This window comes from Micrococcus sp. HMSC067E09, assembly GCF_001812555.1.
In the GTDB taxonomy this organism is placed as follows: Bacteria; Actinomycetota; Actinomycetes; order Actinomycetales; family Micrococcaceae; genus Micrococcus; species Micrococcus lylae.
This window is the reverse complement of sequence record NZ_KV809438.1, coordinates 65,432-88,875: the sequence shown is the minus strand read 5'-3', so window position 1 is coordinate 88,875 and position 23,444 is coordinate 65,432. Positions and strand designations below refer to the sequence as shown.

The following is a 23,444-nucleotide window of genomic DNA, read 5'->3' as shown; positions in this document are numbered from 1 at the left end:
TGGGTGCGGCGCGCACCCGGGGCGCGCCGCGAGTCCGGACCGGGTGCCGTCGTCGGGGCGCGCCGGAGCCGCTCAGGGCCGCGGGGCGCGGAGCATCTCGCCGAGGGCCGCGGAGACGAACACGCGCATGCCGGTGCCCAGGGCACGCTCGTCCGGGGCGTAGTCGCCGCGGTGCAGGTCGTAGTCGATGCCGCCCGGGGTGCGGGTGCCCAGGCGCAGCATGGAGCCGGGGACCTTCTGGGTCATCCACGCGAAGTCCTCCCCGCCCATGGACTGCGGGGTCAGCTGGATGGCCGCGGAGCCGAGCTCACGGCGGGCGGCCGACTCGATCAGGGCGGTCTCGGCCTCGGCGTTGTCCACCGGCGGCACTCCGCGGATGTGCTCGAGCTCCACCTCCACGCCGTACGGCGCGGCCACCTGGGTGACGACCTCGTCCAGCAGTTCGCCGGCCTCCTCCCAGACCGCGGCGTCCAGGCAGCGCATGGTGCCGGACAGGCGACCGGTGGAGTCGATCGCGTTCGGGGCGGAGCCGGCGGAGATCTGGCCCCACACCACAGACACGGCCGAACGGACGTCGAGGCGGCGCGAGAGCACGGCCGGAACGTTCACCGCGATCTGGGACAGGGCGAACACCATGTCCTCCGTCAGGTGCGGGCGCGAGGTGTGGCCGCCGCGGCCCGTCAGCGTGATGCGGATGGTATCCGCCGCCGAGGTGATGGCGCCGATGCGGGTGCCGATCGTGCCGACGTCGAAGCGCGGCTCGCAGTGCGCGGCCAGGATGCGCGGCAGCCCCTCGAGGACGCCCTGCTCGATCACGTGCAGGGCGCCGCCGGGCTGCTGCTCCTCGGCGGGCTGGAAGATGATGCGGACCCGGCCGTGGGCGCGGGCGCCGGCCTCCTTCAGGTCCTCGTCCACCACCTGCCCGGTGAGGATGCGGTGCAGGGCCACGGCGGTGCCGGCCATCACCGAGGTGTGCATGTCATGGCCACAGGCGTGGGCCAGGCCGTGGCGCTTCGAGGCGTAGGGCAGGCCGGTGAGCTCCTCGACCGGCAGCGCGTCGATGTCTGCACGCAGGCCGAGCACCAGCGGCCCCTCGCCGACCTCCACGAAGCAGCCGGTGTCCGCCAGCTGCACGGGCTCCAGCCCGGCGCCGCGGAGGAACTCCATGACCTTCCGGGTGGTCTCGTGCTCCTCGAAGCCGAGCTCCGGCTCCTGGTGGATGGACCGGCGCAGCACGCGCACCTCGCCCTCCAGGGCCTCGACCGCCGAGGAGACGGTGGGGACGTCGGGTGCGGTCTTGCGGTGCGGGAAGGCGGAGCTCTCGATGGTGCCGGTCATGTCTCCGCAGGGTAGCGCAGAGGCCCCCGCGACGTTCACCTGGTGTTCACATCGCGGGGGCCTCGCGTCATCTGGGGCGCGCCGGGTCAGAGGACGTCATCGGCGCCCTCGGCCTTGAGGGACTCCACTGCCTTCTTCACGTCCTGGGCGCGGTCCGTGGTGGTGACCAGCAGGGCGTCGCCGGTGTCCACCACCACGACGTCCTCGATGCCGATCAGGGCGATCACGCGATCCGAGTCGGTGACGACCACCCCGGAGGCCTCCGAGGAGTACACGCGCGGGGTGTCGCCGATGACCGTGATGCCGGAGCCGTCCTTGACCGGGTTCAGACGGGCGATGGCGGCGAAGTCGCCCACGTCGTCCCAGGTGAAGTCGCCTGGGACCACGGCCACGTCCCCGGCGGCGGCGGCCGGCTCGGCCACCGCGTAGTCGATGGCGGTCTTCTTCAGCGTCGGCCAGACCTCTGCGAGGACCTCCTGACGACGGTCCGTGTCCCAGGCCTGCGCGATGGCCATCAGGCCGGCGTGCAGCTCGGGCTCGTGCTCCTCGAGGTGCTGCAGCATGAGCGTCACCGGGGCCACGAACATGCCGGCGTTCCACAGGTACTTTCCGGAGCGGACGTACTGCGCCGCGACCTTCGCGTCCGGCTTCTCCACGAACGCGGCGACGTCGAAGGCGTGCGGGGCGTCCTCCAGGCGCAGCGAACGGCCGCGACGGATGTAGCCGAAACCGGTGGCCGGGTGGGTCGGCGTGATGCCGATGGTGACGATCTTGCCGGTGGCCGCGGTGACGACCGCCTCTTCCACGACCTTCTGGAAGTCCTCGAGCGGAGAGATCACCTGATCCGCGGCGAACGAGCCCATGATGGTGTCCGGGTCCCGCAGCGAGAGGATCGCGGCGGCCAGGCCGATCGCGGCCGCGGAGTCCTTCGGCTCCGGTTCCAGGACGAAGTCGTCCTCCCCCAGCTCCGGGAGCTGACGGGCCACGGCGTCGCGGTGCACCTGGCCGGTGACGACCATCATCCCGGCGCCGGCCAGCGGCTCCAGGCGGTCCCAGGTCGCACGGATCAGGGTCTGGCCCGAGCCGGTGAGGTCATGCAGGAACTTCGGCGCGGCGGCGCGGGACAGCGGCCACAGGCGGGTGCCCACGCCTCCGGCCGGGATCACGGCGTGGAAGCGGGACAGGGCCTCGGCGGCGGCGTCGGACTGCGGCGCGGGCGCGGTGCTCTCGTTCTTCACGGGGTCCACTCTACGGAACGCCGTGCCCCGTCGAGCGGACCGATGCCCCGGCGGTGGACGGTGCCCTGCGCACCGGGGCGCGGGCGGCGCCGTGTCACACAGCCGCCCCCGGAACCCGGCGGAGGCCGGGGAGGGTCTATCCTGGAAGGTGGAATCGACTCGCACCCCAGCCCCCTGCCCGCCCGCCCACGGACGCGCACCGGGCCAGTGCATTTCCCTGGGAGGTAATCAACCGTGACTAGTGCCACTGCACAGGCCCCGGCCAAAAACGGCCGCGGGACCCTGTATCGCGGCTACGGCGGGATGTGGTCCTGGGTGGGCCACCGCATCACCGGCGTCGTGATCTTCTTCTACCTGCTCGTCCACGTGCTGGACACCTCGCTCGTGCGCGTCTCCCCGGAGGCCTACGACGCGGTGATCGGCTCGTACAAGAACCCGCTCTTCGCTCTCGGCGAGGCGGGTCTGGTGGCTGCCGTGCTGTTCCACGCGCTGAACGGCCTGCGCATCATCCTCGTGGACTTCTGGAAGGGCGGCACGAAGCATCAGAAGACCCTCCTGTGGGTCGTCCTGGGACTCTGGGTCGTCCTCACCCTCGGCTTCTGCGTCCGCCACTTCATGCTGGCCTTTGGAGGTATGTGATCCATGAGCACCGCTGCTGAGACCACGATCGCCGCTCCGCGCTCCACGCGCGTCGACGCGAAGTACACCCGCGACAAGGGCAAGAAGGGCAACTTCGAGATGTTCGCATGGCTGTTCATGCGCGTCTCCGGCGTGATCCTCGTCGTCCTGGTCTTCGGGCACCTGTTCTCGAACCTGATGCTCGGCGAGGGCATCCACGGGATCGACTTCGGCTTCGTCGCCGGCAAGTGGGCCGACCCGATCTGGATGTTCTGGGACCTCGTGATGCTGTGGCTGGCGATGCTGCACGGAGCCAACGGCGTCCGCACCATCATCAACGACTACGCCCAGCGCGACGGCGTCCGCTTCTGGCTGTCCATGATCCTGTACGTGGCCACCGCCGCCATCATCATCCTCGGCACCCTGGTGATCTTCACCTTCGAGCCGTGCATGGTGGACGCCACCGGCCAGCTGCTGTCCGGCACCCCGGCCTTCTGCGCCGGCTGACCGCACACCGACGTCTGACGCTTGCGACGCCGCCCGCACCGACGCGGAGCGGACGTCCACACGAAACGGAAGAGAGAACCTGAGAATGCAGGTACACAAGTACGACGTGGTGATCGTCGGCGCCGGTGGCGCAGGCATGCGTGCCGCCATCGAGTCGGGCCAGCGTGCCCGCACCGCCGTGCTCACCAAGATCTACCCGACGCGCTCGCACACCGGTGCGGCCCAGGGCGGCATGTGCGCCGCGCTGGCGAACGTCGAGGAGGACAACTGGGAGTGGCACACCTTCGACACCATCAAGGGCGGTGACTACCTGGTCGACCAGGACGCCGCCGAGGTGATGGCGAAGGAGGCCATCGACGCGGTCCTCGACCTCGAGAAGATGGGTCTGCCCTTCAACCGCACCCCGGAGGGCAAGATCGACCAGCGCCGCTTCGGCGGCCACACCCGCGACCACGGCAAGGCCCCGGTCCGCCGCGCCTGCTACGCCGCGGACCGCACCGGCCACATGATCCTCCAGACGCTCTACCAGAACTGCGTCAAGCACAACGTGGAGTTCTACAACGAGTTCTACGCGCTGGACCTGCTCCTGGTGGACGAGGAGGCGACCCGCGAGGACGGCTCCTCCTACACCCAGAAGCGCGTGGCCGGCGTCGTGTCCTACGAGCTCGCCACCGGCGAGATCCACGTCTTCCAGGCCAAGTCGGTCGTGTTCGCCACCGGCGGCGCCGGCAAGGTCTTCAAGACCACCTCGAACGCCCACACCCTCACCGGCGACGGCATGGCCATCGCCTACCGTGCGGGCCTGCCGCTCGAGGACATGGAGTTCGTGCAGTTCCACCCGACCGGCCTGGCCGGCCTGGGCATCCTCCTGTCCGAGGCGGCCCGCGGCGAGGGCGGCATCCTCCGCAACGCGGACGGCGAGCGCTTCATGGAGCGCTACGCCCCGACCATCAAGGACCTGGCGCCGCGCGACATCGTGGCCCGCTCCATGGCCGAGGAGGTCCGCCAGGGCCGCGGCTGCGGTCCGAACAAGGACTACGTGCTGCTCGACCTGACCCACCTGGAGCCGGCGCACATCGACGCCAAGCTCCCGGACATCACCGAGTTCGCCCGCACCTACCTGGGCGTGGAGCCGTACACGGAGCCGGTGCCGGTCTTCCCGACCTGCCACTACTTCATGGGCGGCATCCCCACCACCGTCAAGGGCGAGGTCCTCCAGGACAACGACACGATCGTCCCGGGCCTCTTCGCCGCCGGCGAGGTCGCCTGTGTGTCCGTGCACGGCTCGAACCGCCTCGGCACCAACTCCCTGCTCGACATCAACGTGTTCGGCCGTCGCGCCGGCATCTTCGCCGCCGAGTACGCGCACGACGCCGAGTTCGTCGAGCTGCCGGAGAACGGCGAGGCCCGTGTGGTGGAGCAGATCGAGAACCTGCGCTCCGCGACCGGCACCGAGAAGGTGGCCGCGCTGCGCTCGCGCCTCCAGGAGGTCATGGACGCCGACATGCAGGTGTTCCGCACCGAGGAGTCCATCCGCCGCGCCCTGGCCGAGATCGAGGACCTGCGCGAGCGCTACCTCAACATCTCCGTGCAGGACAAGGGCAAGCGCTTCAACCTCGACCTGCTCGAGGGCATGGAGCTGGGCTACCTGCTGGACATCGCCGAGGCCATGACCCTGGCGGCCCTGGGCCGCAAGGAGTCCCGCGGCGGCCACTACCGCGAGGACTACCCGGACCGCGACGACGCCAACTTCATGGCGCACACCATGATCTACCGCGACGAGACCGCCGAGATGGAGGGCGTGAAGGGCATCCGGTTCGAGACCAAGCCCGTCGTCGTCACCCGTTACCAGCCGATGGAGCGTAAGTACTGATGAGCACCGTGAACGAGACCGCCGAGCCGGCCTCCAAGGTCGAGCTGAACCAGTCGGGCGACGGCGCCGGCGCCGTCGAGAGCTTCGACATCATCCTCAAGGTCCGCCGCTACGTGCCGGAGACCTCCGAGGAGTCGTACTGGGACGAGTGGAAGCTCACCATGTACGGCACCGACCGCGTCCTGGACGCGCTGCACAAGGTCAAGTGGGAGCACGACGGCTCCCTGACCTTCCGCCGTTCCTGCGCCCACGGCATCTGCGGCTCCGATGCCATGCGCATCAACGGCCGCAACCGCCTGGCCTGCAAGACCCTGCTGAAGGACCTGGACCTGTCCAAGCCCATCACGGTCGAGGCCATCAAGGGCCTGCCGGTGGAGAAGGACCTGATCGTGGACATGGAGCCGTTCTTCCAGTCCTACCGCGAGATCATGCCCTTCCTGGTCACCTCGGGCCACGAGCCGACCCGTGAGCGCTACCAGTCCCAGAAGGACCGGGAGATCTACGACGACACCACGAAGTGCATCCTCTGCGCCGCGTGCACCTCGTCCTGCCCGGTGTTCTGGACCGACGGCCAGTACTTCGGTCCGGCCGCGATCGTCAACGCGCACCGCTTCATCTTCGACTCCCGTGATGAGGCCGGTGACATGCGCCTGGAGATCCTCAACGACAAGGAGGGCGTGTGGCGCTGCCGCACCACCTTCAACTGCTCGGAGGCGTGCCCGCGCGGCATCCAGGTGACCAAGGCGATCGCCGAGGTCAAGCAGGCCATCCTGGCCCGCTCCTTCTGATCCTGACGATCACACGAAGGGCCCGCCGTCCCGTTCCGGGGCGGCGGGCCCTTCGGCGTTTCCGGGTCAGGTCAGCCGTTGAGAGCCTCGCGCACCGTCTGCGAGTGCGCCACGAGCAGCCACAGGGCGCAGGTCACGAGCATGGCTCCGACAAGCACCAGGACGACCGCTCCGGCCGCGCCGGCGGTGAGGACCATCGTGCCGCCGTCCACGGCCCAGAACGCGGCCGTGAAAGCGCCCAGCACGGTCAGGACGCTGCCGACCCAGCGCACAGGACGCCAGGGGCGACGCACCAGCCACACGAGCAGCGCGGTGAGCGCCAGCAGGACGGCGCCCACGAGCACGGCGTCCAGCACGGTGCTCTGTGCCGCCGCCACGTCCGCGGCGGTGGGCTCGGCGGTCCCCCAGTTTCGGGAAGTCAGCAGGGCGCGCACGTAGCCGGGGTCCCGGTTCAGCAGGACGGTGCCCACCGAGGCCGCGGCGGACACGAGCCCGGCGGCCACGGTGGCCGATGACAGACGCCGCAGCCCCTGCTCCACGAAGGGATGGCGGGCTGCGGCGTCGTGCGCGGTGAGGGAGGAGTCCATGGACTCCATGGTGCCAGGGGAAGCGGACGGCTCAGGACATGAGCGCGCGCTGCTCCAGGTAGCGGGAGATTTGGCCGTTGAAGGCGAGCACCAGCCACCAGATGTCCACGGCCACGGAGACCAGGCTGACGACGGCCGAGAACATGCCGGCACCGCCCATGAAGGGCAGGGCGAACAGACTCGGGAGCGTGAAGACCAGGGCGAGGATCGCGAAGACGATGCCGGTGACGCGGGCCCAGTTCCTCCGACCGCGAAGGCCGACGTACACGAGCAGGTAGAGGCCGACGACCACGAGCATCCAGAAGGCCATGAACGCCATGCCCATGCCGGTCACGATGCCCAACACCTGGTCGATCGACTCCAGCTGGTCCGCACTCAGCTGCCGGCCCTGCTCGGCGATGGACTCGTCGATCATGGAGCGGAAGCCGGCGGCGTCCCCGAGCATCAGGAAGCCCGGGACGGCGGACACCACGTAGACGGCCAGCGAGACCAGCGTGGCGGTCAGCAGGGCGCGGTACTTCGGCGGCTCCTCGAGCCGTTGCATCCCGTAGGCCTCGTACGGCGTGGTGCCGTAGCGGTCGCCGGGCGGCGGCTGCTGCGGCCAGCCCTGCGGCGGCTGGCCGTACCCGCCGTGCGGAGGCTGGCCGTACCCGCCGTGCGGCGGCTGGCCGTACCCGCCCTGCGGCGGCCGGCCGTGAGCGTTCTGCGGGCGGCCCGGGCCCATGCCGTAGGCGCCCTGGCCGGTCGGCCCGTAGTCCGGGCGTGACTGCCGGTCCTGGCCCTGCGGGGGCACGCCGTAGGGCCCCCTTCCCTCCGGGTCCTGCCCGTAGGACGGGCGGTCGTTCTGCTCGGGCATGTGATTCCTCTCGGTTCTCTCGGGCGGTCTGTGCTTCTCAGCCGTCGCGGCGGGCATTGAACCAGGCGGTGACCTGGGCGTGGAAGGCCTGGGTGATCCAGAAGGCGCCGGCGGCGAGCACCAGCACGGCGGTCACCACGGAGAAGAGCGTGATGCTGCCGGTGGCCGCCGTGCGGAAGACGAGGGACAGCAGGGTCCCGAGCATGACCAGGACGGTGAAGACCAGGCCTGCCCAACGGGCACCGTCCGAGACCTTCATCAGTCCGGCGAGCACGCCGGCGCCGATGATCAGGGCCCCGGCGCCCGTGGTGAGGGCGCTGGGCATCGGTCCCACGGCGAAGGCGTAGACCACCACGGTCAGCACCACCACGGGCATCAGCCGGACGACGTTCCCCCAGCGGGGCGGGCGGTCGTCCAGGAGCCAGCGCGGATCGTCGGGGTCTCGGCGTGTGTGCATGTCCATGCCTCCAAGGATGGCAGGCGGACCGAGGGCCGGTCACTCGTAACGCAGCGAGGTGATCGGGTCCTTGCGCGCCGCCCGCACCGCGGGCAGGGCGCCGGCCACGAAGGCGATGCCTACGATCAGCGCCACGATGCCGAGCACGGACAGCGGCTCCACGGCGAACAGCTGCAGCCCGGTGACGTCCTTGAGCGGACCGTCCACGAGCAGACGGTTGCCCACGAGTCCCACGGCCAGCCCCCCTCCGACGCCGATCAGCGAGCCCATCAGGCCGATCACCACGGCCTCCATGGAGAACAGCCCGAAGACCCTGCCGCTGGTCATGCCGAGCGACTTCATCAGGCCGATCTCCCGGGTGCGCTCCTGCACGGACATCAGCAGGGTGTTGATGATGCCGAAGGACGCCGCCAGCAGGGCGATCAGGCCGAAGCCGTTGAACACCCAGGTCACCGCGTCGATCACGCCGCGGATCATGCCCAGCTGGTCCTCCAGCGTCTGCGCGGTGTAGCCCTCGTCCGCCAGGGCCTGCTTCACGGCCGCCTCGTTGGCCTCCATGTCCTGCACGGTCACGGTGGCGTTGAACCAGGTGTCCCGCTGCTCCTCGGGCAGCCCCTCGGTCTGGATCTCGTGCAGCGCTTCCTCCACCTTCACCGACGGCACGGGGCCGGCTCCGGAGCCGGAGGCGAGGGTCTCGGTCACCCCCACCACCTCGGCCTCCACGGAGCCCTCCTCGCCGAGCGGGTCGGAGGCCACGAGCGTCACCGTCTCCCCCAGCACGTCCTCGGGGTCCCTGCCGCCGAGGGTCTCCACCCAGGCGAGCGGGACGGTGACCTCGTCCGCGTCCTCGGCGGGCATGCGCCCGGCGGCCGTGGAGGCGGTCTCGGTCTCGAAGGAGGAGCCCATGAAGGCCACCTGCCACTTCTTGCCGTCGGCCGTCTGGACGTAGTCCGGCTCCACCAGGCGGGTGGTCTCCACCTCGCTGATGTGCTCGATCCCCTCGATGGTGTCGACGTCCTTCTGCGTCAGCAGGGGCATGCCGAACATCTCGCCGGCCCCAGCCTCCTCGGCGTCGTACTCGGCGGGGGCGCTGTTGGTGGGCATGCCGGTGACCATGTCCGCCTGCTTGGAGACGTAGAGCTCGTCGGGGGCGCCGAAGCCCTCCACCATGGTGTCCACGTAGCGGTTGACGCCGGCGCCGAGGCCGGAGGTGAGGGTGAGGGCGAACGCGCCGATCACGATCGCGATGACCGTCAGGATGGTGCGCAGCTTGGAGCGCAGGGTGTTGGTCAGGGCGGTGCCGAACAGGTCTGCGGTCTTCATCGGTCCTCCTCCTTCCCGACGACGGCCGCGCGGCTCGCCGTTCCGTCCGCCGTCGCCATGTGCCCGCCGGGGGCGGCTCCCGCCGCCGGGGCGGCGACGGGCGCATCGGAGACGATCTGCCCGTCCTGCAGTTCGACGCGCCGGCCGCAGCGGGCGGCGAGGTCCTCATCGTGGGTGACGACCACGAGGGTGATGCCCTCGTCCCGGTTGAGGCCGAAGAGGATGTCCTCCACCACCGCCGAGGTGGCGGTGTCCAGGTTGCCGGTGGGCTCGTCCGCGAACAGCACCGTCGGGTTGTTCACGAGCGCGCGGGCGATGCACACGCGCTGTTTCTGGCCGCCGGAGAGGTCGGTGGCGCGGTTGTCCGCCTTCTCCGCCAACTCCAGGCGCTCGAGCACCTCCATGCCGCGGCGGCGCCGCTCGCTGCGCGGCACACCGGCGATCTTCAGCGGCAGCACCACGTTCTCCAGCACGGTCTGGGCCGGGTTGAGGAAGAACTGCTGGAACACGAACCCGAAGGTCTCGTTGCGCAGCTGTGCCACGGCCTTCGCCTTCAGCTCGGACACCGGCCGTCCGTCCATGGCGACCACGCCGTGGGAGGGCCGGTCCAGCAGGGCCAACAGGTGCATGAGCGTGGACTTGCCGGAGCCTGACTTGCCCACGATCGCCACGGACTCCCCGCGCCCGATCTGCAGGGTGAGTCCGCGCAGGGCGTCGAAGCGGGCCTCGCCCTGGCCATAGGACTTCACGAGGTTCTCGGTCTCCAGGATCGGATCGGCGTCTGGTCGGCCGGCTGGGGCCTCGGGTGGGGTGGGCTCGGTCGGCGGCGCTGCGGTGGCCATGCGTCCCTCTCGTCGTCGGTTGCTGCGGACCGGGGCGAGCCGAGCGCGGCAGGCGGGCGGCCGTCGTCGGGAATCCCCCGGCACCACCAGTGTCCTGCAGAGAGCACGGCGGGGACCTCCCCCCTCAGGAGGAGATCCCCGCCGTGCGTCTGCGATCTTCGGTGCAGTCGGACTCAGCCGACCGGCGGCAGGAAGCCGACCTTCCGGTAGACGTCCTCCAGCACCGGGGTGGCGACCTCGCGGGCCTTCTGGGCTCCGGCGGCGAGCAGGCGGTCCAGCTCGGCCGGGTCCTCGAGCAGGCCGAGGGCCCGTTCGCGGATGGGGGTCACGGCCTCCACCACGGCGTCCGCGACCGCGACCTTCAGGTGGCCGTACATCTTGCCCTCGAACTCGGCCTCGAGCTCGGCGATCGGCTTCTGGGTCACCGCGGACAGGATGGTCAGCAGGTTGGACACGCCCGGCTTCTGGTCGCGGTCGAAGCGGACCTCGGTGCCGGTGTCCGTGACGGCGGACTTGATGCGCTTGGCGATCACCTTCGGCTCGTCGAGGATGTTGATCAGGCCGTTCGGGGACTGGGCGGACTTGGACATCTTGGAGGTCGGGTCCTGCAGGTCATAGATGCGGGCACCGGCCTCCGGGTAGAAGCCGGTCGGCAGCACGAACGTCTCCCCGTAATGGTGGTTGAACCGCTGGGCGAGGTCGCGGGTGAGCTCCACGTGCTGGCGCTGGTCGTCGCCCACGGGCACCCCGTGCGGCTGGTAGAGCAGGATGTCGGCGGCCATGAGCATCGGGTAGGCCAGCAGCCCCACGCCGGCGGCGTCCGTGCCCTGCTTGGCGGCCTTGTCCTTGAACTGCGTCATGCGCATCGCCTCGCCCATGCCGGTCATGCAGGTCAGCACCCAGGCCAGCTGGGCGTGCTCGGGCACCTGGGACTGGACGAACAGGGTGGAGCGCTCCGGGTCGATGCCGCCGGCGATGTACTGGGCGGCGGCCACGCGGGTGCGCTGGGCCAGGGAGGCCGGGTCCTGCGGCACGGTGATGGCGTGCAGGTCCGGGATGAAGAAGTAGGAGTCGAAGTCGTCCTGGGTGCGGACCCAGTTCACCAGTGCGCCCAGGTAGTTGCCCAGGTGCAGGGAGTCGGCCGAGGGCTGCATGCCGGAGAGCACGCGGTGGCCGGTGCCGGCGCCGGCCAGGTGGGCGGTGGTGGACGGATCCTTGGCCAGGACGTCGGCCACGGTGTTCTTCGTCATTGCTCTTCTTGTCTCTTCGTGTCTGCTGCGCGGCGGCCGCGCATGGCTGCTGCGGGCGTCCCGGGGCGGGGCGCTCAGTACTGGTAGTCGGCCACGAGCGGGGCGTGGTCGGAGAAGCGGGTGCCCCAGGACGGGGCGCGGTCCACCACGGCGGCGGTGGCGCGGTCCGCGAGGGACGGGGTGGCCATGTGGTAGTCGATGCGCCAGCCGGCGTCGTTGTCGAACGCCTTGCCGCGCATGGACCACCAGGTGTAGGGGCCGGCCACGTCCCCGGCGAGGGTGCGGGCCACGTCCACGTAGCCGAGCTCGCCGAAGAAGCGGTCGAAGTAGGCGCGCTCCTCGGGCAGGAAGCCGGCCTTCTTCAGGTTGCCCTTCCAGTTCTTGATGTCCCGTTCGGTGTGGCCGACGTTGAGGTCGCCGGTGATCAGGACCTCGTTCCCGGTGGCGGCGAGCTCGGGCAGGCGGTGGACCATCTCGTCCAGGAAGCGGTACTTGTCCTCCTGCTTGGGGGTGCCGACGCCGCCGGTGTGCACGTAGGCGGACACCACGGTGAGCAGGGAGCCGTCCGGCAGGCGCACGTCGGCCTCGATCCAGCGGCCCCGGTCGTTGACGTGGCCGTCCTCGTCCCGCAGGCCGCGGCGGACGTCCTCGATGGGGAACCGGGAGGCGATCGCCACGCCGGCGCGGCCCTTGGCGGCGGCCTCCACGTCCACCAGGTGCACCTCGTCCCAGGCGCCGTCCACGATCTCCGGGACCAGCGCGGCGGTGATCTCCTGCGGGGCCCGGACCTCCTGGAGGGTCATGATGTCCACGCCGCGGCCGGCGAACCAGCCGATCATGCCCTTGCGGTGGGAGGCGCGGATGCCGTTGACGTTGACCGAGGCGATGCGCACCGCGCCCTCGGCCTTGGGGGCGCCGGCGTTGGCGTGGATGATCGGCTCGCCCTCGGCGGGCTCGGGGTATTTGCCGGTGACGGGGTCCTTCTGCGGCAGCTGCGCCATGTCAGCCCACCACCGTTCCGGACACCGGGCCCTCGTCCTCGCCCTTGCGGGCGTGGTCGCCCTTGATCATGTCCCGCGCGTTGGAGGCGGTGATGTCGATGGTCTCCAGCGCCCTGTCCACCATGTCCCGGTCCAGCTCGCCGGAGGCGAGCTGCTCGCGCACCACCTTCACCTGCACCTGGCAGATCTTGAAGGAGTGGTCCAGCTTGGTGTCCCGCATCGGGTCCGCGGACGTCTGCGCGCCGGCGGCCACCGGGGTCTCCTGGCGGCGGGCGGTGTTGGCGACCATGGAGTCCACGCGGCGGGCGGCGCCCTGGATCCCCCTGCGCATCAGCAGGAACACGACGATCGCGAAGATCAGCCAGCCGGCGGAGATCGCCACGAGCAGCCAGCCGATGACCGAGTTCTGGTTGGCCGCGAACAGCAGCGCCACCAGCAGCACGGTGACCATCACCGCGAAGCCCAGACCGCCGACCTGCAGCCCTCCTCCTCGTGCGTTGCGGGGCGTGCCGGGGGCACCGGGCAGGGCGTTGGCCATGGGTGTGCTTCCTCTCCTCGAGGGCTCGCGTGCGGGATCAGCCTCCATTCTCCCGCACCGGCGGTGCCGGTGCCACTCGGGCCCGGACCGAGGTGAGGCGTCCCGACGACGGCACCGTCCGTCGTCGTGCCGCTGGCCTTTCCGTGGGGCGGTGGGCGCGAGGAGAACCGGGGCGCGGGACGCCGCGGCTCAGCGCGCGGCCGGGCGCGCGGCCGGGCGCGCGGCGCCGGAGGCTGGACGGGACCGGCCTCGGAGCGCGGTGGCGACGAGAGCGCCCAGGGCACCGCCGAGCACGGCCCAGAGGACGTCGTCGACGGTGATGGACCGATCGCCCGGGACCACGGTCTGCAGCAGCTCGATGCCCACTCCGAGCGCGAGGAAGACCACCGCTGTGCGGGCCACGGACCAGCGGAAGGCCCACGCCGCCACAAGCCCACCGACGGCGAACATCGCGATGTTGAACAGGGGCTCGAGGTACGAGGTGGCGGCCACGCCGTCCGCGGCGGTGAACACGGAGCGCAGTGGGACCAGGTCCACGCGGTCGGACAGGGGCCTGTCGTAGCCACCGCCCATGCCGACGGTGCCGACGAGGGTGACCACCGCGACGCCCATGAGCCACATCACGAACAGCCAGAGCGCCGTCACCCGGTCCAGGGACCAGCCGCGCGGCAGCCCCCGCCACCTCAGGACGGCCAGGACGACGGCAACGGCCACGCCGAGGCCGACGAGCAGGGGCAGGAATCCTGCGTAGGTGCTGATCCACGAGCTCATGGGCACCCTCCATTCTTTTCTCTTTAAAAGACCCTCATGGATACTTAATAACATCTGGCCACAATTGACCCCTGCCCGGAACATTAGCTTGAGCTTCTTGCTGCTGCAACTCTTTCTCGTCAAGTCAGGCTCCTGAAGCGATCGGAACCGTTCATCGAGGCCCCTGGCCTATCCTGTCCCGATGACCGAGACGACCCCGGAGGCGACCTCCACGCGCTTCAGCCCGGAGCAGACCCGCATCCTGCTGGTGCTGCTCATGCCGCTGTTCCTGGCCTTGATGAGCGTGTCCGTGGTGAACGTGGCGGTGCCGGCGATCGAGCGAGGCCTCGGCGCCACCGCCACGGACCTGCAGTGGGTGCTCTCCGGCTACACCCTGACCTACGGCGTGGTGCTCGTGGCCGCCGGCCGTGCCGGCGACCTCTGGGGCCGCAAGCCGCTGTTCCTGGCCGGCATCCTCGTCTACGTGATCGGCTCGCTGCTGTCCGGGTTGGCCGCGAACGCGCTGATGCTCAACGCCTCGCGTCTGCTCATGGGCTGCGGGGCGGGCCTGTTCAACCCGCAGATCATCGGCGTCATCCAGTCCTCCTTCACCGGGCGTGCACGCGGCCGGGCCTACGGGTTCTTCGGCACCGTGATCGGCCTGGGCGTGGCGGTGGGCCCGCCTGCCGGCGGCGCGCTGCTCGGCGTGGCGGGGGACGACTGGGGCTGGCGCTGGCTGTTCCTGATGAACGTGCCGCTGGGCCTGGCCGCCCTGGTGATGGGCCTGCTCTGGCTGCACCCGCCGACGCAGACCTCAGCAGACCTGGTGCCCAGGGGGCTGAAGTACCTGGATCCGGTGGGCATGACGCTGCTGGCCGCCGCCACCGTCTGCCTGATGCTCCCGTTCATCCTCACGGACGCACTGTGGCTGCTGGCCGTAGCCGTCGTGCTGGTGATCGCCTGGTGGGCGTGGGAGGTGCGGGTGCGGCGGACCGCCGTGCAGACCGGCGTGTACCCGATGGTGGATCCGGCCCTGTTCCGCCGCCCGTCCTTCAGCCTCGGCACCCTGCAGGTGACCGTGTACATGGCCGCCATGCCGGCCGCGTTCGCCGTGGTGGCGATGTTCGCCCAGGACGGGCTGGGGCTGAGTCCGTTCCTGGCCGGCGTCTCCACCCTCGGCTCGGCACTGATGGTGGTGTCGCTCTCGGCGTGGATCGGTGCGCGGGTGGACCGGTTCGGCCCATGGTTCGTGTTCGCCGGCGGGGTGCTGGCCGTGGTCTCCGCGCTGCTGCTGATCCTGGCGTTCGCACGCGTGACGGACGGGTCCTGGCCGTTCTGGACCGTGGCACTGATCCTGCTGCCCCAGGGCGTGTCCCAGGCGCTGATCATGACCAGCACCCAGGTGCTCATGATGGACGACGTGGCCCCCCGCGAGGCCGGTGCCGCCGGTGGCGTCTCCCAGACCATCCAGCGCATCGGCACCTCCACCGGCATCGCCGCGGTGACCGGTGTGTACTTCGTGACCGCCGCGGGGATGCGGGACGCCTCCGCGCGCGAGGCCTCCGGCGCGGCCGCGGTGGACGCCCTGTGGGCCGTGCTGGCCTGCTGGTGCGTGGTGCTGGCCGTCGGTGCGGCAGACCTGGCGCGCCGAGGCGTGCAGCGCCGGCGGGAGCGCGGCGCCGCCTGACGGCTCAGCGCAGGAAGGGCCTGGTCAGCGCAGGAAGAGCCTGGCCAGGCGACGCGAGGCGAACACCAGGCCCACGGCGGCCATCACCACGAAATAGAGGATGTGCCCGGCGGTGGCCCAGGTGACCACGCCGACGGCCAGGTGCCGCATCATCTCCACCGCGTGCCACAGCGGCAGCGCCTGGATGAACCACTGCACGCCGGTGGGGTACACCTGCAGCGGGAAGAACGTGGCGGAGAACAGGAGCATCGGCAGCATCACGATCATGATCCAGTCCATGTGCTGGAACGTCTTCATGTAGCTGGTCACCGCCATGCCGACCGCCGCGAACCCGAACGCCACCAGCAGCGCGCCGGGCACCATGAGCAGCGCGGTCCAGCTGGTCACCAGCCCCATCAGCGCCATGACGATCAGGAAGGACGCGGCGTACACGGCGCCGCGGAACAGTGCCATCAGGATCTCGCCGAGGGCCACGTCCAGGGGGCCGAGGCGGGTGGCGAGCATGGTCTGGTAGGTCTTCGCGTAGCGCAGCTTGAAGAAGACGTTCCAGGTGGAGTCGTACACGGCGCCGTTCATGGCGGATACCGCCAGCAGCGCCGGCGCGATGTACATGCCGTACGGGATCGGCTCTCCGTCCGGGCCGGGCAGCTCGCCGATCAGCGAGCCCAGCCCGATGCCCAGGGACAGCAGGTACAGCACCGGCTCCGCGAAGCCGGAGACGAAGACCGCCCAGTTGTTCGACTTCAGGGACAGGAACGCCCGTTCCAGCACGGCGCGGATGTTGCCGGAGTACATGCCGGACAGGGCGCCGGTGCGCACGGTGATCTCCGGCATCGGCGGGACGGCACCGGCGGTGGTGCCCGGCGTCCCGACGACGGCCGCTCCCCCGGGTCCTGCCGCCTCGCCGGCGGTGGTCGCCTCGCCGGCGGCCTCCGCCGCCGAGGACGCGGAGGCGGCCGGGGCCGATGAGGCGCGCTCGGCGCGGCGAGACAGGACGGAACCGCGGGGCCCCTTCGTCCGCGTCACCACCGCGTCCGGGTCCGGGCGGCCGGACCGCCAGCCGAGCCGGCGGGTGTAGATCGCGACGGCCACCAGGGCGCCGGAGGCGGCCAGGCCCATCAGGTAGAGCACGTGCACCGCGGTCAGCCAGGCCGGGTTGTCCATGCCGTAGGACAGCACGCGGCCGAGCTGGGCGGCGTGCCACTGCGGGGAGATCCAACCGATCCACTGCAGGGACAGCGGCAGCTGGGTCAGCGGGTAGAACGTGGCGGAGAACAGGAACAGCGGCATCACCACGAACCGCTGGAGCAGCGCGAACTGGCCCTTCTCGTCCCGGATGGACGCGGCGAACGCCATAATCCAGGAGCCGATCGCCAGGCCGCCGAGCGTCGCGGAGAACACCTGCAGCCAGGACCACGGGGAGTCCGTGGCGCCGAAGGCCGTCATGATCAGGTAGAACACCGCGGACTGGGCCAGGAACCGCAGCGACACGGCGGTCAGATGGCCGGCGGCGATCTGCGTCGGGCTGATGGGGGTGGCCTGCGGGGCATAGTAGATCCGGTGCCACTTGAAGCCGTCCATCACCGGGTAGGAGAACTCCACGGAGGCGGTCATCAGCGCCGAGGACGCCAGCAGCGCCGGCGCGATGAACTGCAGGTACGTGGCGCCGCCCAGCACCTCGGCAGAGGCCCCGCCGCTGATCAGCGTGGCCAGGCCGAGGCCCATGGCCAGCAGGTAGACCAGCGGCTCGCCCACGGCGTTGACCACCAGCACCGAGCCGTAGCGGCGCATGGAGCGCAGCTGGTGCTCGGCGAAGTACCAGAGCCCGCGGCGCCTGACCCGGCGCGCGGACTCGGCCGGACCGAAAGGCGGCTGGAGCGGGCCGGACGCCGTGGAGGTGCCGGGTGCACCGCCCTGCGCGGCGCCTGCGGCATCCTGGCGCGCGGACGAGGAGGCGGGGCGGCCGCCGGAGGAGGCGGCCGTCGTCGGGAAGGTCTCGGCCATGCTCAGTCCACCAGGGTGCGGCCGGTGAGGATGAGGAACACGTCCTCCAGGGAGGCGCGGCGGGTCAGCGCGGTGACCGGGGCGGTCACGCGGCCGGCCTCGGCGAGCGCGGTGACGGCGTCCTGGAGCTCGTCAGCGCGGTCGCCGTAGAGCAGCACACGGTCCGGGAGGACCTCGATGCGGTGCACGCGGGTCTCGGCCCGCAGCACCTCGGCGGCGGCCTCGTTGCGGTCCGTGCCGAAGCGGACCTCCAGGACCTCGCGGGAGGCGTGCTCGCGGATCAGCGCCTGCGGGGTGCCGGCGGCCATGATCTGCCCGCCGTCCACCACCACGAGCCGGTCGCAGAGCTGCTCGGCCTCGTCCATGTAGTGCGTGGTGAGCACCAGCGTGGTGCCCCGCTCCTTCAGCCGGTAGAGGCGGTCCCAGAGGATGTGGCGGGCCTGCGGGTCCAGGCCGGTGGTCGGCTCGTCCAACAGCAGCAGCTGCGGCTCGTTCACCAGGGCACGGGCGATCACCAGGCGGCGCTTCATGCCGCCGGAGAGGGCGTCGGCCTTGGTGTCCGCCTTGTCCGTGAGCTGCGCGAACTCCAGCAGCTCCAGGGACTTGGGCTTGAGGTAGGAGTAGGGCAGGCCGAAGTAGCGTCCGTAGATCAGCAGGTTGTCCCGGGCGGTGAGCTCCTCGTCCAGGTTGTCCTGCTGCGGGACCACGCCCAGGTGCGCGCGGACCGCGGGGCCGTCCTCCTCCGGGTCGATGCCCATGATGGACAGCTCTCCGGCCGTGCGCTGGGAGACGCCGGCGAGCATGCGCATGGTGGTGGACTTGCCGGCGCCGTTCGGGCCGAGCAGGCCGAAGCACTCCCCCGGTGTGACGTCCAGGTCGATGCCCTGGACCGCGTGGAAGTCGCCGTAGTGCTTGCGCAGGCCGCGGGCGCGGATGACGGACGTACCCGAGGTGCCGGCGGCGGTCTCGGTGGCGGTCTCGGTGGCGGAGGGCACGGGGGTGCCCGCAGAGGAGGTGGTGTGGCTCACGCCAGCATCCTACGCATGGACGGCACCATGACGCGGACGAGACTCCGCCCCCGACGGCTGACGCGCACAGGGGACGGCGGCCGGGTCAGCCCAGCGGGCTCAGCGGGTCTCCCCCGCCCAGTCGCCCGAGGCGGCGGCCCGCTCGGCGGCCTCCACCACGTTGGCGAGCAGCATGACGCGGGTCATCGGGCCCACGCCGCCAGGGTTCGGCGCCATCCAGGAGGCCTTCTCGGCCACGGCCGGGTCCACGTCCCCGGAGATGCGGGAACGGCCCTCGGCGTCCGTGGTCCGGGAGACGCCCACGTCCAGGACGATCACGCCCTCCTTGACCTGCTCCGGCTTCACCATGTGGGCGGAGCCGGCGGCGGCGATGACCACGTCGGCCTCGGCCAGCAGCTCGTCCAGGTTGGTGGTGCCGGTGTGCGCCAGGGTCACCGTGGCGTTGACCTCGCGGCGGGTGAGCACCAGGCCGGCGGGCCGGCCGATGGTCACGCCGCGGCCGATCACCAGCACGTGCTTGCCCGCCAGCTCCACGCCATGGCGCTTGAGCAGCTCCACGCAGCCGGCCGGAGTGCACGGCAGCGGGGAGTCCAGGTCGCCGCCCACGGAGGCGACCAGGCGGCCCAGGTTCATCGGGTGCAGGCCGTCGGCGTCCTTGGCCGGGTCGATGGCCTCGAGCACCTTCTGGGTGTCCACGTGCTTCGGCAGCGGCAGCTGCACGATGTACCCGGTGCAGTCCGGGTCCTCGTTCAGCTCGCGCACGGCCTCGAGGATCTGCTCCTCGGTGGCGTCGGCCGGCAGTTCCTTCTGGATGGAGTGGATGCCGACCTCCGCGCAGTCGCGGTGCTTGCCCGCCACGTACTTCTGCGAGCCGGGGTCCTCGCCCACCAGGACGGTGCCCAGGCCCGGGGTGAAGCCGTGCTCGGCCAGCTGCGCCACGCGTCCGCGCAGCTCGTCCTTGATGGCCGCCGCGGTGGCCTTGCCGTCCAGCTTCTGTGCTGTCATCTGGGCGGTCACCAGTTCTCGAGGCCGTCGTACAGCGGGAAGTCGTCGGCGAGCTGGGCCACGCGGCCGCGCAGCGCCTCCAGGTCCGCGCCGGGCTTGAGGGCCTCGGCGATGACGTCGGAGACCTCGCGGAACTCGGCCTCGCCGAAGCCGCGGGAGGCCAGGGCCGGGGTGCCGATGCGCAGGCCGGAGGTGGTCATCGGCGGGCGCGGGTCCCACGGGACGGAGTTGCGGTTCACGGTGATGCCGACCTCGTGCAGGATGTCCTCGCCCTGCTGGCCGTCCAGCTGCGAGTTGCGCAGGTCCACGAGCACCAGGTGGACGTCGGTGCCGCCGGTGAGGACGGAGACGCCCTGGTCCTGCATGTCCTTCGCGGAGAGGCGCTCTGCCAGGATCTGGGCGCCGGCCAGGGTGCGCTCCTGCTTGGCCTTGAACTCCTCGGAGGCCGCGATCTTGAAGGCCACGGCCTTGCCGGCGATCGCATGCATGAGCGGGCCGCCCTGCTGGCCGGGGAACACGGCCGAGTTGATCTTCTTCTTCAGGTCCTCCTTGCAGAGGATGAAGCCGGAGCGCGGGCCGGCGAGGGTCTTGTGCACGGTGGAGGAGACCACGTCCGCGTGCGGCACCGGGTTCGGGTGCAGGCCCGCGGCCACGAGGCCGGCGAAGTGGGCCATGTCCACCCAGAGCTTGGCGCCGACCTCGTCCGCGATCTCACGGAACGCGGCGAAGTCCAGCTGGCGCGGGTAGGCGGACCAGCCGGCCACGATGACCTTCGGCTTCGAGGCGAGCGCCTGCTCACGGACCTTGTCCATGTCCACGGTGTAGGTCTCCGGGTCCACCTCGTAGGCGGCGATGGTGTAGTTCTTGCCGGAGAAGTTGATCTTCATGCCGTGGGTGAGGTGGCCGCCGTGCGCCAGGGACATGCCCATCATGGTGTCCCCGTGGTCCATCAGGGCGGTCATCACGGCCACGTTCGCCTGGGCGCCGGCGTGCGGCTGCACGTTGGCGTGCTCTGCGCCGAAGAGCGCCTTGGCGCGCTCGATGGCGAGGTTCTCGGCGACGTCCACGAACTCGCAGCCGCCGTAGTAGCGGCGGCCGGGGTAGCCCTCCGCGTACTTGTTGGTCAGCACCGAGCCCTGGGTCTCGAGGATCGCGCGAGGCACGAAGTTCTCGGAGGCGATCATCTCGAGCGTGCCGCGCTGACGGCCCAGCTCGTCGGCCAGGACGGCGGCGATCTCTGGATCGACCTCGGACAGCGGGAGGGTGTTCACATCGGGCTGGGTCACGGGCTTTCCCTTCGGCGGTCGGCTGCTCCGACCCTCGGCTGGTCGGACTGCTCCGTGGACCATCCTAGCCAGGGGTGTGGCGCCGCTCGCAGCGGTGTGCGTCCATGGCCGCTTCGGCGACGACGGCCCGCACCACTTTCGCTGTGGGCGTCACCGCCGGAGCACACCGCCCCTTACAGCTTCGGACGCCAGGTGACACAGTGGAGTGAGCCCTCCGGAAGAGGGCGGAAACCCGGGCCCGGCCCGGACGGAACCGCAAGGAGTGAGCATGATCGAGAAGAAGACTCCCCACGCCACCGGATCGACGACGCAGTCGGGCGCCCCGGCCGTGTCGGACCGCCAGTCGCTGACGGTGGGCCCGGACGGCCCGGTCGTCCTGCACGACTCCCACCTCGTGGAGACACACCAGCACTTCAACCGGATGAACATCCCGGAGCGCCGTCCCCACGCGAAGGGCTCCGGCGCGTTCGGCGAGTTCGAGGTCACCGAGGACGTCTCGCAGTACACCAAGGCCCTCGTGTTCCAGCCGGGGACCAAGACCGAGATGCTCGCCCGCTTCTCCACCGTGGCCGGTGAGCTGGGCTCCCCGGACACCTGGCGCGACGTGCGCGGCTTCTCCCTCCGCTTCTACTCGGAGGAGGGCAACTACGACCTGGTCGGCAACAACACCCCGGTGTTCTTCATGCGCGACCCCATGAAGTTCACCCACTTCATCCGCTCGCAGAAGCGCCTGCCGGACTCCGGCCTGCGTGACGGCACCATGCAGTGGGACTTCTGGGCGAACAACCCGGAGACCGCCCACCAGGTCACCTATCTGATGGGCCCGCGCGGCCTGCCTCGCACCTGGGCGGAGATGAACGGCTACGGCTCCCACACCTACATGTGGGTCAACGCCGAGGGCGAGCGCTTCTGGGTGAAGTACCACTTCATCTCCCAGCAGGGCGTGCACAACTTCACCAATGACGAGGCCGTGAAGATGGCCGGCGAGAACGCCGACTACCACCGCCAGGACCTGTTCGAGTCCATCGCCGCGGGGAACTTCCCGAAGTGGGACCTGTACGTGCAGGTGATGCCGTACGAGGAGGCGAAGACCTACCGGTACAACCCGTTCGACCTGACCAAGGTGTGGTCCCAGAAGGACTACCCGCGCATCAAGGTCGGCACCATGACCCTGAACCGGAACCCGGAGAACCACTTCGCGCAGATCGAGCAGGCCGCGTTCTCCCCGGGCAACACCGTGCCGGGCATCGGCCTGTCCCCGGACCGCATGCTGCTGGCCCGCTCCTTCGCGTACCACGACGCGGCGCGCTACCGCATCGGCACGAACTTCGCGCAGCTGCCGGTCAACCAGCCCAAGTGCCCGGTCAACTCCTACACGTTCGACGGCCAGATGACGTACCACCACCAGGGCAACGCCCCGCAGTACGTCCCCAACTCCTTCGACCACTCGTGGTCCGACGAGGAGGGCCGCGTCGACAACGGCTGGGAGGCCGACGGCGAGATGACCCGCGAGTCCCAGACGCTCCGCAAGGACGACGACGACTTCGGCCAGGCCGGCATCCTGGTCCGCGAGGTGTTCTCCGACGCCGAGCGCGCCGAGTTCGTGCAGACCGTGGCCGGCGCCCTCGACGGCGTGAAGGAGCCGGTGCTCTCCAAGGCCCTCGAGTACTGGAAGAACGTGGACGCCGAGACCGGCGCCAAGATCGAGGAGGCCGTGAAGGCCGCCGCCGGAGATGAGATCCCGGGCGTCTGATCCGGCAGGACGTCCATGGGCAGACGACGGCCCCCTCACTTTTCGCAAGTGAGGGGGCCGTCGTCTGTCCGGAGCCGCGTGCGTCCGCGGCGCCTGTCAGCGGATCACTTCTTCCAGCGGCGCTCCTGGGCCTGGGCCAGCTTCTCGCGGAGGAAGGCGGCGCCCTTCACAGCACCCTTGGCGCCGGCCTCGGCGCCCTTGGCGGCCCCCTTCGCGGCCACGGAAGCGGCACCCTTGGCGGTCTCCACGATGGTCTCCTTCAGGGAGCCGTCCTCCTGACGCTTCGAGGCCGTGGCCTCGGCGGAGGTGCCGGCCGCGGTGCCGGAGGCACCCACGGACACCGGGCCCTGGGCGGCCGGGGTGTGGTGCTCGCCGAGGGCCTCCTCGGACTGGACCTCATGACGGTCGGTGCCGGCATTGCCGGTGGCGGCATTGCCGGTGGCGGCCTTGTCCGCATCAGCCTGGTCGGCGCCGACCTTGTCGGTGTCGGCTGTGCCTGCACCGGCGTCCGAGGCGCCGGCGGCGGATGCCTTGGCCTCGTCCTCGGCGATCTCGCGCCGGGCGCGCTCGGAGACCGGTCCCGCGTAGCCGGGCACGCCGGTCACGGAGTAGCCGTCCATCTGGGCGGCCGTCTCGCGTCCGGAGTCGGCGGTGTCGGTCTGCGGGGCGTCGGCAGGGCCGGAAACGGTCTGCGCGGCGTCCGCTCGGCCGGCAT

At 70.7% G+C, this 23,444-nt stretch carries 22 protein-coding genes; 6 read left to right on the top strand and 16 right to left on the bottom strand.

Translation table 11 applies throughout. The features are described 5' to 3' along the window. Positions 1-72 precede the first annotated feature (72 nt). A complete protein-coding gene (locus HMPREF2863_RS05835) occupies positions 73-1,338 on the bottom strand; it encodes an amidohydrolase (protein ID WP_070638738.1) in 1,266 nt (421 codons plus the stop codon). 86 nt (positions 1,339-1,424) lie between these two features. Beyond that, positions 1,425-2,576, bottom strand: a complete 1,152-nt coding sequence (locus tag HMPREF2863_RS05830; RefSeq protein WP_070638736.1) for a mannose-1-phosphate guanylyltransferase — start codon at positions 2,574-2,576, stop codon at positions 1,425-1,427. 234 nt (positions 2,577-2,810) lie between these two features. Here HMPREF2863_RS05830 and sdhC point away from each other — a divergent pair, with 234 nt between their 5' ends. The 4 genes from sdhC to HMPREF2863_RS05810 all read left to right on the top strand — a co-directional run bounded on the left by sdhC (position 2,811) and on the right by HMPREF2863_RS05810 (position 6,362). Continuing rightward, entirely contained in the window at positions 2,811-3,215 is a 405-nt protein-coding gene (gene sdhC, locus HMPREF2863_RS05825) for a succinate dehydrogenase, cytochrome b556 subunit (RefSeq protein ID WP_082739465.1), read from the top strand. Positions 3,216-3,218: 3 nt separating this feature from the next. Further along, positions 3,219-3,701 (top strand): succinate dehydrogenase hydrophobic membrane anchor subunit, encoded by a 483-nt coding sequence (locus HMPREF2863_RS05820; protein ID WP_070638734.1) that lies wholly within the window; start codon positions 3,219-3,221, stop codon positions 3,699-3,701. A gap of 85 nt (positions 3,702-3,786) precedes the next feature. After that, positions 3,787-5,574: a succinate dehydrogenase flavoprotein subunit gene (gene sdhA / locus HMPREF2863_RS05815; RefSeq protein ID WP_070638732.1), complete on the top strand. Its 1,788-nt coding sequence runs from the start codon at positions 3,787-3,789 to the stop codon at positions 5,572-5,574. Then, entirely contained in the window at positions 5,574-6,362 is a 789-nt protein-coding gene (locus tag HMPREF2863_RS05810; protein WP_067188035.1) for a succinate dehydrogenase iron-sulfur subunit, read from the top strand. The genes sdhA and HMPREF2863_RS05810 overlap by 1 nt, the downstream gene beginning before the upstream one ends. A gap of 71 nt (positions 6,363-6,433) precedes the next feature. On the opposite strand, the gene HMPREF2863_RS05805 is transcribed toward HMPREF2863_RS05810, so the two are convergent. The 9 genes from HMPREF2863_RS05805 to HMPREF2863_RS05765 all read right to left on the bottom strand — a co-directional run bounded on the left by HMPREF2863_RS05805 (position 6,434) and on the right by HMPREF2863_RS05765 (position 13,987). After that, positions 6,434-6,949, bottom strand: coding sequence for a hypothetical protein (locus HMPREF2863_RS05805; RefSeq protein WP_083315258.1), 516 nt, complete (start codon positions 6,947-6,949; stop codon positions 6,434-6,436). Positions 6,950-6,980: 31 nt separating this feature from the next. Continuing rightward, positions 6,981-7,805: a hypothetical protein gene (locus tag HMPREF2863_RS05800; protein WP_083315257.1), complete on the bottom strand. Its 825-nt coding sequence runs from the start codon at positions 7,803-7,805 to the stop codon at positions 6,981-6,983. 37 nt (positions 7,806-7,842) lie between these two features. Further along, complete coding sequence (locus HMPREF2863_RS05795) at positions 7,843-8,268, bottom strand: hypothetical protein (RefSeq protein WP_067188026.1); 426 nt, start codon at positions 8,266-8,268, stop codon at positions 7,843-7,845. 33 nt (positions 8,269-8,301) lie between these two features. After that, a complete protein-coding gene (locus HMPREF2863_RS05790; protein WP_067188023.1) occupies positions 8,302-9,585 on the bottom strand; it encodes an ABC transporter permease in 1,284 nt (427 codons plus the stop codon). After that, entirely contained in the window at positions 9,582-10,427 is an 846-nt protein-coding gene (locus HMPREF2863_RS05785) for an ABC transporter ATP-binding protein (RefSeq protein WP_083315256.1), read from the bottom strand. The genes HMPREF2863_RS05790 and HMPREF2863_RS05785 overlap by 4 nt, the downstream gene beginning before the upstream one ends. A 173-nt stretch (positions 10,428-10,600) precedes the next feature. Further along, positions 10,601-11,677, bottom strand: a complete 1,077-nt coding sequence (trpS, locus tag HMPREF2863_RS05780; protein ID WP_067188019.1) for a tryptophan--tRNA ligase — start codon at positions 11,675-11,677, stop codon at positions 10,601-10,603. A gap of 74 nt (positions 11,678-11,751) precedes the next feature. Next, positions 11,752-12,678: an exodeoxyribonuclease III gene (locus HMPREF2863_RS05775; RefSeq protein ID WP_082739463.1), complete on the bottom strand. Its 927-nt coding sequence runs from the start codon at positions 12,676-12,678 to the stop codon at positions 11,752-11,754. A 1-nt stretch (position 12,679) separates the two neighbouring features. After that, a complete protein-coding gene (locus tag HMPREF2863_RS05770) occupies positions 12,680-13,216 on the bottom strand; it encodes a hypothetical protein (protein WP_067188016.1) in 537 nt (178 codons plus the stop codon). 189 nt (positions 13,217-13,405) lie between these two features. Beyond that, positions 13,406-13,987 (bottom strand): VanZ family protein, encoded by a 582-nt coding sequence (locus HMPREF2863_RS05765; RefSeq protein WP_070638728.1) that lies wholly within the window; start codon positions 13,985-13,987, stop codon positions 13,406-13,408. A gap of 181 nt (positions 13,988-14,168) precedes the next feature. Here HMPREF2863_RS05765 and HMPREF2863_RS05760 point away from each other — a divergent pair, with 181 nt between their 5' ends. Beyond that, a complete protein-coding gene (locus tag HMPREF2863_RS05760) occupies positions 14,169-15,653 on the top strand; it encodes an MFS transporter (RefSeq protein WP_070638726.1) in 1,485 nt (494 codons plus the stop codon). A 24-nt stretch (positions 15,654-15,677) separates the two neighbouring features. Here the strand turns inward: HMPREF2863_RS05760 and HMPREF2863_RS12465 are convergent, their stop codons facing one another. The 4 genes from HMPREF2863_RS12465 to glyA all read right to left on the bottom strand — a co-directional run bounded on the left by HMPREF2863_RS12465 (position 15,678) and on the right by glyA (position 20,976). Further along, the gene (locus HMPREF2863_RS12465) at positions 15,678-17,657 is read right to left on the bottom strand and encodes an ABC transporter permease (protein ID WP_083315254.1); all 1,980 of its coding nucleotides are present in this window, start codon (positions 17,655-17,657) and stop codon (positions 15,678-15,680) included. A gap of 2 nt (positions 17,658-17,659) precedes the next feature. After that, entirely contained in the window at positions 17,660-18,652 is a 993-nt protein-coding gene (locus tag HMPREF2863_RS05750; protein ID WP_067188292.1) for an ABC transporter ATP-binding protein, read from the bottom strand. Positions 18,653-18,784: 132 nt separating this feature from the next. Beyond that, the gene (locus tag HMPREF2863_RS05745) at positions 18,785-19,690 is read right to left on the bottom strand and encodes a bifunctional methylenetetrahydrofolate dehydrogenase/methenyltetrahydrofolate cyclohydrolase (RefSeq protein ID WP_067188289.1); all 906 of its coding nucleotides are present in this window, start codon (positions 19,688-19,690) and stop codon (positions 18,785-18,787) included. A gap of 8 nt (positions 19,691-19,698) precedes the next feature. Next, positions 19,699-20,976 (bottom strand): serine hydroxymethyltransferase, encoded by a 1,278-nt coding sequence (glyA, locus tag HMPREF2863_RS05740; RefSeq protein WP_067188012.1) that lies wholly within the window; start codon positions 20,974-20,976, stop codon positions 19,699-19,701. A 268-nt stretch (positions 20,977-21,244) separates the two neighbouring features. Here glyA and HMPREF2863_RS05735 point away from each other — a divergent pair, with 268 nt between their 5' ends. Then, positions 21,245-22,729, top strand: coding sequence for a catalase (locus HMPREF2863_RS05735; protein ID WP_067188009.1), 1,485 nt, complete (start codon positions 21,245-21,247; stop codon positions 22,727-22,729). Between the two features lie 104 nt (positions 22,730-22,833). On the opposite strand, the gene HMPREF2863_RS05730 is transcribed toward HMPREF2863_RS05735, so the two are convergent. Beyond that, a partial coding sequence (locus HMPREF2863_RS05730; protein ID WP_371327622.1) for a hypothetical protein occupies positions 22,834-23,444 on the bottom strand: 611 nt, incomplete at its 5' end.